The sequence below is a fragment of the Cellulomonas xiejunii genome (assembly GCF_024508315.1).
In the GTDB taxonomy this organism is placed as follows: Bacteria; Actinomycetota; Actinomycetes; order Actinomycetales; family Cellulomonadaceae; genus Cellulomonas; species Cellulomonas xiejunii.
The window spans coordinates 3062835-3073682 of sequence record NZ_CP101987.1; the positions used below are offsets into that span (position 1 = coordinate 3062835).

Below are 10848 nucleotides of genomic sequence, written 5' to 3' on the forward strand. Positions count from 1 at the left end.
CGCGAGAGGGCAATCCAGTCACCTGCGGAACTGGATTGCACTCTCACCCACGGGGGAGGTGGGGTGGCGGGGGCCGGCGCGGGCTGCGTCGTCGGCGTGGCCGACGCCCGAGGTCACGCGCACCCGGACCGTCACGTCACCCGTCGACCCCGGTGTGCACGACGTCAGCAGCGCGCCGTTGCGGCGGGCAGCCACAGACGCCTGCGTGCAGGGCTCGGCTCCACCCTTCGCAGCGTGCTGGGCAGCAGCGAGTGCGGCGAGGTCCGCGGCCGTGCTCGCCGTCGCCGCGGCGACGTGGGCGGACCCGACGAGCCCCGCGGCGAGCACCAGTGACAGCGCGACCGCCACCACCGCGAGCACCAGCACCGCGCCGGAACCCGCGTCCCGCCCCGCGCTCGTGGCGGGCGAGCCGGCATCCGGTCCCGCGTCGGCACACCGTCCCTGTGACGGCCCCCCGGGCCGGCCCTCCGGGGACCTCACGGCTCGGCCCAGCTCGTGGCCGATGCGCGCGCACGGGCACCGGCCGCGGGCCACGCGGTGAACGGTGTACTCACCGTGACCGTGACCCAGCCGTCGTCGCGGGCGACGCGCACGTCGCCGTCGCGCGCTCCCAGCACGTGCCGTGCGGCGGCGACCACCTCGCCGTCCGACTCCCCCAGTGCCGCGACCCGGGCGCCCGTGCGAGCCGCGTCCAGGCAGCTCAGGCGAGTCAGGGTCGCGGCACCGGTCGCCAGCACGGCGGCCAGCACCGCGGCCACGGCCACCATGCCGACAGCGAGCTCTGCGGTGACGGCGCCGCGGTCCTGGACGTCGTGCGAGCCGGTCCGGGCGTCTCCGGCGGCCCGGGCGGCCCGAGTCGTCGGGCAGGTCCGGGCCGTCCGGGCGACGACCAGTGCAACGCGGCGCCGTCGCATCATCCGCCGAGTGCCTGCCGCACGATCCCCGAGAGCAGACCCTTCACCTCGTTCCCCTTCAGCACCACGACCAGCACGCCGGCGAACCCAACGGCCGCCAGGGTCGCGATCGCGTACTCCGCCGTGGCCATCCCCGCGTCGTCCAGGTGTCCGCGCGCACCGCGCAGCCGCCCGGTCACGGACGCCGCTCGCTCTGCCGTCCGCCGGCACGCCGCGTTCGCGACCCGCCTCGTCGTCCCGTGTCCCATCCGTCCACTCCTTCGTCCGTCGACCTGGTCCGCTCGTGCGGGCCTGGCACCGTCGTGGCGCCGACGACGAGCCTCCTGCGGCGGGGTCTGCGTGTGGTGGCGTGCCTTGCGATCTGTGGATCGGGTGCACCGTGCCGGTGCTTGTGGGCGGCTCACCGCGGATCGGCGTCGGCCCGTGGCATCCGGCGCCGGTCACGGCGCCGCACCCCGGAGGTCCCCGGCGAGGCTCAGGACGACCGGGACGAGCCCGAGCAGCACGAAGGCCGGGAGGAAGCACAGACCGAGCGGCAGCGTCAGCCGCACGCCCAACGCGCCCGCAGCGACCCGGACGCGCGCGCGACGCTCGCGTCGCAGCCTGGCGGCCGCTGCGACCAGCTGCGGCGCCGGTGACGCTCCCGCCTCCCAGCCGACACGCAGTACACCCGCGAGCGCGGTGATCGACCGCGGTGCACCGGCCCAGGCGGCCTCCCACGGCGCGCCGAGACCCAGTGCGGTCCCGGCGCGGACGAGCGCGTCCCCCTCCTGCTGGCCGAGGTTCCGCCCGGTCACCACCAGCGCGGTCGGCACGGGCGCACCGCCGCGCACCGCTGCGGCACAGAGGTCCAGGACGAACGCGGGGTCGAGAGGACTCACCCCCGCCCGGGGGCGTTCGAGGTGGTTGTCGATCGCGGTCCGGACCCACCCACCCGGCCTCCTGCGACCGGCCCGCACGCCCGCACGCCGCCCCGGCCAGGCCCACGGGAGCACCGCCACCAGCACGCACACGGCGACGACCGCGCCCGCCAGGACGGGGCTCACGGCGTCCCCGCTCGACGCAGCAGCGCCCCGACCCACAGGCGCCCGGCGACGACCAGCGCGATGCCCGTCACCCCCAGGGCGCTCCCGAGCCCGCCGTCCGTCAGCACCTGCCACGGCCGAGCACCCATCGCGCTGCCGACCAGCAGCCCGAGGACCGGCAGCGACGTGAGGACGCGCGCGGTCGCGCGCGGTCCCGCGAGCGCCGCCTCCAGCTCACCTGCCTGCTCGGCGTCGGCCGTGACCGCCTCGGCCAGGTGCTCGAGGACGTCAGCGAGCGGCGCACCGGTTTCGGCAGCGACGCGCGCCCCGGCGACGACCGCGCGGACCCGTGCGCGCGGCGCGGAGCTCGCAGGGGCACCGCCGTCGACCGCCGCGGCGACCGTCTCGACGTCGGGCACCTGCCCCTCGACGGGCGCGCCGAGCACCCCGGCCCACGCCGCCCCGGGCGGGACACCGGCACGCACCTGGGCGGCGACCGCGTGCAGGACCCCCGCGAGGTCCGTCCGGTCGCCGCGCGCACCTCCTGCCGCCGTTCGCCGCCGAGCCCGCGGTCCGCGCGGGAGGAGTGACCGCCCGGGCCCTGCCGATCGACCCGGTCGCGCGGTCCCCCGGAAGCGGCCTGCCCCGACCGATACCGCGTCGACGCCCCCGCGCCGGGGCGCAGGACCGGTGAGCGCGAGCACCGCGAGGCCCACCAGGACGCCCACGACGGCACTCACGACCGACCACCGCATCGAGCCTGCGGGGTCGTGCGGCTCACGTCCCGACCCCGGTGCGTGCCGCGAGCCGGGCCCATCCCGCACCCGGCCGCGCGCACCCGTCCTCGGCGACGTCGACGGCCGTCGTCACCCGCAGGTCGCCGTCGCCGCCGCGCTCGACCACGCCGATCTCCGCGAGGTAGCGGCGTCCGGCGTCGGGCCCGTGCCGGACGCGACGGACGTGCAGCACCGCGTCGAGCGCGCTCGCCGCCTGCGCGGCGACGGCCGCCCGGTCCATTCCGGCGAGCGCGGCCAGCGCCTCGAGGCGCGCGGGCACGTCGGCGGCGGTGTTGGCGTGCAGCGTGGCGCAGCCGCCCTCGTGGCCGGTGTTGAGGGCGGCGAGGACCTCGCGGACCTCGGCGCCGCGGCACTCCCCCAGGACGATCCGGTCGGGTCTCATCCGCAACGCCTGGCGCACGAGGTCCGCGAGGTCGACCCCGCCCGCCCCGTCGACGTTGGGCGGGCGGCTCGTGAGCCGCACCACGTGCGGGTGGTCGGCGACGAGCTCCCCGGCCTCCTCGACCAGGACGACGCGCTCGTCGTGCGGCACCAGTGACAGCAGCGCGGCGAGCAGCGTCGTCTTGCCTGCGCCGGTGGCCCCCGAGACCAGCACGTTGGCCCGGGCGTCGACGAGGCCGTGCAGGACCGGGACGACGGCGGGCGTCACGGCACCGGCGACCACGAGCTCGGCCAGGGTGAACGCACGCGGCCGGACGACGCGCAGGCTCAGCACGGTGCACGTCTCCGCGAGCGGGGGCAGTACCGCGTGCAGGCGTGTCCCGTCGGGCAGGCGTGCGTCGACGGTCGGCGCGGCGTCGTCCAGGCGGCGTCCCGCTGCGGCGGCCAGGCGCACCGCGAGCGCACGGACGTCCGCGGGGGCGCCGAGGTCGACGTCGACACGGACGAGCGCCCCGGACCGCTCGACCCAGACGTCCCGCGGCCCGTTCACGAGCACGTCGGTGACGGCCGGGTCGTCGAGCCACGGCTGCAGGGCCCCGGCGCCGAGCAGCTCGTCGGCGACGGCCCGCGCCGTCTCCGCGAGGGGCGCCGGCCCGAGCAGCGTCCCCTGGGCGCGCAGCGCGGCGTCGACGAGCGCCGGAAGCCCGGCCGCGTCGGTCGGTCGCACGCGCATCGCCTCCCGGACGTGGGCGACGACGCCGTCCGGCGCCGCGCGACGGGACGGCGCGGTGCTGCGCTGCGCCCCGGGCGCCCGCACCGGCACGACCGCACGGTTCACGTGCCGATCCCCAGACGCCGGACGACGGCGTCGGCGGACCGGGCCGCCGGACCGCGTCCGCCCGGCCCGACGCGTTCGGCACGGGCCACCAACGCGCGGTCCCGACGCGCGACGTGCCACACGTCCAACCCGCTCGCCGCACCGACGTCCGCCGCCCCGAGTGCTGCCGACGCCCCGCCGCGGACGACCAGCCCGCACGTCGTGGCGGCCTCGTCGAGGCGGGGCCGCAGGGCGAGGGCACCGGCGACACTGCGCAGGTCGGGGCGGGCTGCCACGACGACGGCGTCGCACGCCGCCAAGGGTGCGTCGCCGTCGACGATCGTCCCGCGGTCGAGGTCGAGGACGAGCGCCCCGACCTCGCACGCCAGCGCGTGCAGAACGTCGAGCCGGACACCGGGGTCGACCGTCGTGGGGCGCGTCCGGTCCGCCGAGAGCACGGCGCACGCACCCCACCGCGGCAGCAGTGCGACGACGTCGGCACCACGCACGTCTCCGCCGGCGCCGCTCAGGTCCGGCCACCGGGCGCCCTCGACGTCCTCGACACCCACGACGACGTCCATCCCGGCGGCTCCCCGGTCGAGGTCGACCAGTGCCGTCGAGGTCACCCGCGAGAGCCGACGGGCGACCAGCGCCGCGAGCGTGGAGGCACCCACGCCACCGGCCGCCCCGACGACACCGACCACCACCGCTCGTCGTCCCGTCCGCACCCGCGCCTCCGTCCGCCGTCCCCCGGCGTGGGGCCCTGGCACGGTCGACCCTCCACCGCGCGGGGCCGTCGACACCGACGACGGGTCGGATCTGTGGACGCACTCGCCGTCGCCGGGCCCTGGGGTCGGCTCGCCGCCGTCGCGGAGGCAGCCATGCACACCCCGCAACATGTCTGTCACCGGGGCCCTCTACAGTCCGCCCATGCTGCTCGACCCCGGCACCGGACCCGTCCGCGCCGCCACCTACCTGCCCTCGACGCCCGAGAACGTCCTGTGGGGGCAGCTCCCGTGCGCCACGGACACGCCCGTGCTCACCGTCGACACCGGCACCGAGGTCACGGTCGACACCCTGAGCCACGAGGGCCTCCTGGAGGACCAGGGGCGTGACCCCCGCGCGTTCTTCGGTGCCCACGGTCTGACGGACGTGCTGGCCGACGCCGTCGCACTGGCGGGGTCCGCCCACCCGCACGACCCCGCGGTCGACGGCCCGCACGTCGTGACCGGGCCGATCGCCGTCCGCGGCGCGCGGCCGGGTGACGTCCTCGCGATCACGGTCGTCGAGACGCTCCCGCGCGTCCCCTACGGCGTGATCTCGAACCGTCACGGGCGCGGGGCGCTGCCGGGCGAGATGCCCCAGGGCGACGTCGACGTGGTGAGCGTCGTCGCCCGCCTGGACGCGAGCGGGACCCGTGCCGTGATGCCGCGCGGGGCCGGCAGCGACCGCACCGTCACGTTCCCCGTCGCGCCGTTCCCCGGGATCCTCGGCGTCGCCGTCGCGGGTGACACCCGGCCGCACTCGGTGCCGCCCGGTGCCCATGGCGGCAACCTCGACATCAACCTGCTGCAGGCGGGCGCCACGTTGTACCTGCCCGTCCAGGTCGACGACGCGCTCGCCTACGTCGGCGACCCGCACTTCGCCCAGGGTGACGGGGAGGTCGCGCTCACCGCACTGGAGGCGTCCCTGCGGGTCACGCTGCGCCTCGACGTCATCCCCCGGGACGACGCGGTCGCCGAGCTCGGGCACCTCGTCGGTCCCCTGGTCCGCACGGCCGAGCACCTCGTCCCGACGGGCCTGGACGTGGACCTCGACGAGGCCCTGCGACGCTGCGTGCGGGCCGCGCTCGACCTGCTGGAGGCGAGGTTCGGCATGGACCGCGCGCACGCGTTGGCGTACCTGTCGGCGGCGACCGACTTCGACGTCTCGCAGGTGGTCGACCGCGTCACGGGCGTGCACGCGCGCATCCGCCTGGCGGACTTCGACGAGCCGCACGCATGAGGACCGACCCGCCCCCCGGCCTGCTGGAGGCGCTGCGCGCGTACGAGCGCGCGCTGGGCACCGACGACCTCACCGCGCTCGACCGCCTGTTCGCCCCCGGGCCGGCGACCCTGCGCGGGGACGCCACGGGTCTGCTGGTCGGGCACGACGAGATCGCGGCGTTCCGGGGTACCCGCGGCGGAGCCCCGGCCCGCCACCTGGTCGAGGTGCACGTGCGCACGGTCGACGACGACCACGCGCTGGTCGTCGCGGTCACCGAACCGGTCGGCGGCGGGCGTGGGCAGCAGACGCAGCTGTGGGAGCGCGGCGCGAGCGGCTGGGTCGTCGTCGCGGCGCACGTGCACGCCCCCGGCCCGGCGTTCGACGCGCGTGTGTGGCGCGTGCTCGGCGACCCCCTCGTCGCCGGGGCCGACGACGGCACCCTGGTGGGTCGCACCGTCGCGGTGAAGGACCTGTTCGCCGTGGCCGGGCAGCGTGTCGGCGCCGGGAACCCGACGTGGCTCGCGGCGGCTCCGGTCGCGACCCGGCACGCGGCCGCGGTCGACCGGTTGCTCGCCGCGGGCGCCGACGTCCGCGGCGTCGCGCGCACCGACGAGCTCGCGTACTCCCTCGCGGGAACCAACGCCCACACGGGCACGCCACCGAACCCGCGGGCGCCCGGTCGCGTGCCGGGCGGGTCGTCCTCGGGCTCGGCGGCAGCCGTGGCACTGGGGCAGGCCGACGTCGGCCTGGGCACGGACACGGGCGGCTCGATCCGCGTGCCCGCGTCCTACCAGGGGCTGTACGGGATCCGGACGACGCACGGCGCGGTGCCGACCGCCGGCCTCGTCCCCCTGGCGCCGACGTTCGACACCGTGGGCTGGTTGACGCGCGACGCCGACCTGCTTGCCGCCGTCGGTGACGTCCTGCTGCCGGCCGGGACGGGTGGGGCCTGGTCGCCGCACGTCACCGTGAGCCCCGCGCTGCTCGCCCTCGCGCACGAGGACGTGGCGGGACGCGTGGCGGCGTTCGCGCGGCACGCGGGCGCGACGGCCACCGACAGGTGGGACGACGTCGACCTCGCGGAGTGGGCCGAGGTGTTCCGGGTGCGGCAGGCGTGGGAGGCGTGGCAGGAGCACGGCGCCTGGGTCGACGCGCACCCCGGTGCACTGGGTGCCGACGTGGCCGACCGGTTCACCGCAGCGTCGCGCGTGGCCGACGACGCGGGAGCGGCCGCCGGCGCGCGACGCGGGCTGATCCGGGAGCAGGTCCTCGAGCTCGTGGGCGACGACGTCCTGCTGCTGCCGGCGTCCGCGTCGGTGGCACCCCGCCCCGACCCCGCCGAGCTCGCGACCGTCCGCGCCGCGACCCTGCGCCTGACGTGCGTCGCGGGACTGGGCGGTCTGCCCGCCGTCGTCCTGCCGTGCGGGACGGGACCCGACTCACCATCCGACGCACGGGACGCGGAGGGCGCGCCGTGGCAGCCGGGCCGCCGGGCCCCGCTGCCGGTCGGGGTGTGCCTCCTGGCCGCTCCGGGCCGGGACCGCGAGCTCCTCGCCCTGGCCCGCGAGATGTCGTCACGCCGCTGAAACACGCGTGTCCCTCGACGCACACATCGCCCGCCTACGGTCGGCGCAGGCGAGAGGACACGAGGATGCTGCTGGAGGAGTTCCACGCGCTGCCGGTGGCGGCCGCGGAGGCGCTGGTGCGGACCTGCGCCGAGGTGCCGTGGTGGGCCGCTGCGGTCGTGGCGGCGCGTCCGTACCCGTCGGTCTCGGCGCTGCGCGCGCAGGCGGAGGTGCAGGCGCTGGCATGGGGCGCCACGGACGTCGCGCAGGCCCTGGCCGACCACCCCCGCATCGGTGAGCGGCACCGCGCGGCGGGCGCGACGGCGGACCTGTCGGCGCGTGAGCAGGCCGGGGTCGACCCGGGCGACGCGGACGTCGCCGCTCGTCTCGCGGCGGGCAACGCCCGGTACGAGCGGCGCTTCGGGCGCGTGTTCCTGGTCCGCGCCGCCGGTCGCAGCAGCACCGAGATCCTCGCGCTGCTGGAGCAGCGCCTGAGGCACGACGACGCGACCGAGGCCGAGGTCGTCGCCCAGCAGCTGCGCGAGATCGCCGCCCTGCGCCTCGCCGGTCTCGTCACGGGTGACCTCCGCCCGTCGGTGCCGTCGGCGACCGCCGCGACGAACGCCACGACCAGGACGGCAGCGTCCACGGCGCGGGGGACCGGCGCATGACCACCTGCTCGACGCACGTCCTCGACGCCGCGGCCGGCCGGCCTGCGGTGGGGGTCGCCGTCACCCTGCACGGGCTCGACGGCACCCTTCTGGAGTCCGGCCGCACGGACGCCGACGGCCGGCTGCGCTGGTCCACCGACCTCGTGACCGGCACGTACGGCCTGCGTTTCGCGACGGGTGCGTGGTACGCCGCGGCCGACGTCGCGACGGTCCACGCCGCCGTGCACCTCGAGGTGCTCGTCGACGGCGCGCAGCCCCACTACCACCTGGCTCTCCTGCTGAGCCCGTTCGCCTACACCACGTACCGAGGGAGCTGACGCATGGCCGTGGGAGACGTCGTCCTGGGAGCGAACCAGTACGGGAAGGCGGAGGTGCGGCTCGTGCGGGTCACGCGCGACACCCCGGTGCACGAGATCGAGGACCTCACGGTCACCACGCAGCTGCGCGGGGACTTCGAGGCGTGCCACACGACGGGCGACAACGCGCACGTGGTGGCGACCGACACGCAGAAGAACACCGTGTACGCGTTCGCGAAGCGGTTCGGCGTCGGGTCGCCGGAGCGCTTCCTGCTGCGGCTGGGACGGCACTTCGTCGACGGGTTCGAGCAGGTCACCGGTGGGCGCCTCGCCGCGGACGTGCACGCGTGGGACCGCATCGCGGTGGACGGCGAGCCGCACGACCACGCGTTCGTCCGCACGGGACGCGAGACGCGGCGCGCGGTGGTGCAGCTCGACGGCGACGACGTCCACGTGATCTCGGGATTCACGGGCGCGACGGTGTTGAAGTCGACGGGGTCGGAGTTCTGGGGGTTCCCGCGGGACGCCCACACCACGCTGGCAGAGACCAAGGACCGCGTCCTGGCGACGTCGGTGACCGCCTGGTGGCGGTGGGCCGACGCCGACGTGGACTTCGAGGCGCGCTACCCCGTCGTGCGGGACCTGCTGCTGTCGACGTTCGCGCAGGTGCACTCGCTGGCGCTGCAGCACACGATCTTCGCGATGGGCCGGGCCGTGCTCGAGGCCTGCGACGACGTCGCCGAGGTCCGGCTCTCGTGCCCCAACAAGCACCACTTCCTCGTCGACCTCGAGCCCTTCGGCCTGGAGAACCCGAACGAGGTGTTCTACGCCGCCGACCGCCCGTACGGCCTGATCGAGGCGGCCGTGCACCGCGAGGGCGATCCCCCGGTGCCCCACGTGTGGGCGTCCGTGCCCGGTTTCGTCTGAGGGGGCGAGGAGTGACGACGACGGCCGCGAGCGGTGCGCCCGTGCCGCGGGTCGGCACCGACCCGGTCCCCGGTGACCTGCTCACGGCCGTCCGCGGCCGGCAGGTGCTCGTCGACGGCGTCCTGCGTCCGGCGACCCTGCACCTGGCCGACGGGCGCGTGACCGCGGTCGGCCCGTACGACGACCCCGTCGACGGCCCGGTTCTCGCGGCACCGGACCACGCGTACGTCCTGCCGGGCGTGGTCGACACGCACGTGCACGTCAACGAGCCCGGCCGCACGGCGTGGGAGGGGTTCGCGTCCGCGACGCGCGCGGCCGCCCTCGGGGGTGTCACGACGCTCGTCGACATGCCGCTCAACAGCATCCCGCCGACCACGACGACCGCGGGGCTCGCGGCCAAGCGCCGCGCAGCCACCGGCCAGCTGTCGGTGGACGTCGCCCTGTGGGGTGGCGCGGTGCCCGGCAACCTGGACGACCTGCGTCCGCTGTGGGATGCGGGGGTCCTGGGCTTCAAGTGCTTCCTGTCACCGTCGGGCGTCGAGGAGTTCGCGCCGCTGGGTCCCGCGGGTTTCGACGCGGCGCTGCGCACGGTCGCGGCGTTCGACGGTCTGGTGATCGTGCACGCGGAGGACGCGGACGTGCTGGCGGGCGCGCCCGTCCGTCCCGGCGGCGCGTACCGGGACTTCGTCGCGTCGCGCCCGCACGAGGCGGAGACCGCGGCGATCGCGCGCGTCGTCGCGGGGGCGCGCACCACCGGCTGCCGCGTCCACGTGCTGCACCTGTCCAGCGCCCGCGCGCTGGACCTGCTGGCCGACGCTCGCGCCGAGGGCCTGCCCGTGACCGTCGAGACGTGCCCGCACTACCTGACGTTCGACGCGGACCGCATCCCCGACGCGTCCCCGGCGCACAAGTGCTGCCCTCCGATCCGCGACGCGGGCAACCGCGAGGCGCTGTGGGACGGCCTGCGCGCGGGGGTGATCGACGTCGTCGTCACGGACCACTCGCCGTCCACCGCGGCGGAGAAGCTGCGCGGCGACGGTGACCTGCAGCAGGCGTGGGGTGGTGTCGCCGGGCTGCAGGTCGGGTTCCAGGCCGTCGCGCACGGTGCGGCGACCCGCGGCATCGACGTCGCGGACGTCAGCCGGTGGATGTCCACGTCGACCGCCGACCTCGTGGGCTTGGCGCACAAGGGCCGGCTGGCGCCCGGCGCCGACGCGGACGTCCTGGTCCTGGACCCGCGCGTCCCGCTGCACGTCGACGTGCGGGCCCTCGCCCACCGCAACCCCGTCAGCGCCTACGACGGCGTCGAGCTCTCGGCGTCCGTGACGGCGACGGTCCTGCGCGGACGCGTCGTGGCGCGCGACGGCGCCGTGACGGCCGGCACGGGGCGTCTGCTGTCCCGTCCGTGAGGAGACCCGACGTCATCGGGCGCGCACCCGACGGAAACCTCGGTGAAACGGCTGTTTCGT

General features: G+C 76.7%; 13 protein-coding genes. 6 read left to right on the forward strand and 7 right to left on the reverse strand.

Annotated elements, in window-relative coordinates; genetic code table 11:
* Positions 1-18: 18 nt before the first annotated feature.
* From NP048_RS14025 to NP048_RS14055, 7 genes are all read right to left on the reverse strand, one after another.
* Complete coding sequence (locus tag NP048_RS14025) at positions 19-534, reverse strand: Rv3654c family TadE-like protein (protein WP_308054099.1); 516 nt, start codon at positions 532-534, stop codon at positions 19-21.
* Positions 477-917 carry a TadE family type IV pilus minor pilin gene (locus tag NP048_RS14030; protein ID WP_227576236.1) on the reverse strand — a complete coding sequence of 147 codons (441 nt, stop codon included), beginning with the start codon at positions 915-917 and terminating at the stop codon, positions 477-479. The genes NP048_RS14025 and NP048_RS14030 overlap by 58 nt, the downstream gene beginning before the upstream one ends.
* Positions 914-1162, reverse strand: coding sequence for a DUF4244 domain-containing protein (locus NP048_RS14035; protein WP_227576237.1), 249 nt, complete (start codon positions 1160-1162; stop codon positions 914-916). Before NP048_RS14035 ends, NP048_RS14030 begins: the two co-directional genes overlap by 4 nt.
* A 192-nt stretch (positions 1163-1354) precedes the next feature.
* Positions 1355-1960: a type II secretion system F family protein gene (locus NP048_RS14040; RefSeq protein ID WP_227576238.1), complete on the reverse strand. Its 606-nt coding sequence runs from the start codon at positions 1958-1960 to the stop codon at positions 1355-1357.
* Positions 1957-2679, reverse strand: coding sequence for a type II secretion system F family protein (locus NP048_RS14045; protein ID WP_227576239.1), 723 nt, complete (start codon positions 2677-2679; stop codon positions 1957-1959). Before NP048_RS14045 ends, NP048_RS14040 begins: the two co-directional genes overlap by 4 nt.
* 37 nt (positions 2680-2716) lie before the next feature.
* Entirely contained in the window at positions 2717-3850 is a 1134-nt protein-coding gene (locus tag NP048_RS14050; protein ID WP_431355888.1) for a TadA family conjugal transfer-associated ATPase, read from the reverse strand.
* A 101-nt stretch (positions 3851-3951) separates the two neighbouring features.
* Positions 3952-4638 carry a CpaE-like family protein gene (locus tag NP048_RS14055; protein ID WP_256769302.1) on the reverse strand — a complete coding sequence of 229 codons (687 nt, stop codon included), beginning with the start codon at positions 4636-4638 and terminating at the stop codon, positions 3952-3954.
* A gap of 226 nt (positions 4639-4864) precedes the next feature.
* On the opposite strand from NP048_RS14055, the gene NP048_RS14060 reads away from it, so the two are divergent.
* The 6 genes from NP048_RS14060 (at position 4865) to allB (ending at position 10788) form a co-directional block, all read left to right on the forward strand.
* Positions 4865-5938, forward strand: coding sequence for an acetamidase/formamidase family protein (locus NP048_RS14060; protein WP_227576242.1), 1074 nt, complete (start codon positions 4865-4867; stop codon positions 5936-5938).
* On the forward strand, positions 5935-7506 hold the full coding sequence (locus tag NP048_RS14065) for an amidase (protein ID WP_227576243.1): 1572 nt from the start codon (positions 5935-5937) through the stop codon (positions 7504-7506). The genes NP048_RS14060 and NP048_RS14065 overlap by 4 nt, the downstream gene beginning before the upstream one ends.
* Before the next feature lie 65 nt (positions 7507-7571).
* A complete protein-coding gene (gene uraD, locus NP048_RS14070) occupies positions 7572-8156 on the forward strand; it encodes a 2-oxo-4-hydroxy-4-carboxy-5-ureidoimidazoline decarboxylase (RefSeq protein WP_227576244.1) in 585 nt (194 codons plus the stop codon).
* The gene (uraH, locus tag NP048_RS14075; RefSeq protein ID WP_227576245.1) at positions 8153-8473 is read left to right on the forward strand and encodes a hydroxyisourate hydrolase; all 321 of its coding nucleotides are present in this window, start codon (positions 8153-8155) and stop codon (positions 8471-8473) included. The genes uraD and uraH overlap by 4 nt, the downstream gene beginning before the upstream one ends.
* A 3-nt stretch (positions 8474-8476) precedes the next feature.
* Complete coding sequence (gene pucL / locus NP048_RS14080) at positions 8477-9379, forward strand: factor-independent urate hydroxylase (protein ID WP_227576246.1); 903 nt, start codon at positions 8477-8479, stop codon at positions 9377-9379.
* Between the two features lie 77 nt (positions 9380-9456).
* Complete coding sequence (allB, locus tag NP048_RS14085; RefSeq protein WP_304502808.1) at positions 9457-10788, forward strand: allantoinase AllB; 1332 nt, start codon at positions 9457-9459, stop codon at positions 10786-10788.
* Positions 10789-10848 lie beyond the last annotated feature (60 nt).

Coding starts and splice junctions, on each gene's coding strand:
- pucL (WP_227576246.1), top strand. CDS start 8,477: ATGGCCGTGGGAGACGTCGTCCTGGGAGCGAACCAGTACGGGAAGGCG.
- NP048_RS14050 (WP_431355888.1), bottom strand. CDS start 3,850: ATGCGCGTGCGACCGACCGACGCGGCCGGGCTTCCGGCGCTCGTCGAC.
- uraH (WP_227576245.1), top strand. CDS start 8,153: ATGACCACCTGCTCGACGCACGTCCTCGACGCCGCGGCCGGCCGGCCT.
- NP048_RS14035 (WP_227576237.1), bottom strand. CDS start 1,162: ATGGGACACGGGACGACGAGGCGGGTCGCGAACGCGGCGTGCCGGCGG.
- uraD (WP_227576244.1), top strand. CDS start 7,572: ATGCTGCTGGAGGAGTTCCACGCGCTGCCGGTGGCGGCCGCGGAGGCG.
- NP048_RS14065 (WP_227576243.1), top strand. CDS start 5,935: ATGAGGACCGACCCGCCCCCCGGCCTGCTGGAGGCGCTGCGCGCGTAC.
- NP048_RS14060 (WP_227576242.1), top strand. CDS start 4,865: ATGCTGCTCGACCCCGGCACCGGACCCGTCCGCGCCGCCACCTACCTG.
- NP048_RS14030 (WP_227576236.1), bottom strand. CDS start 917: ATGATGCGACGGCGCCGCGTTGCACTGGTCGTCGCCCGGACGGCCCGG.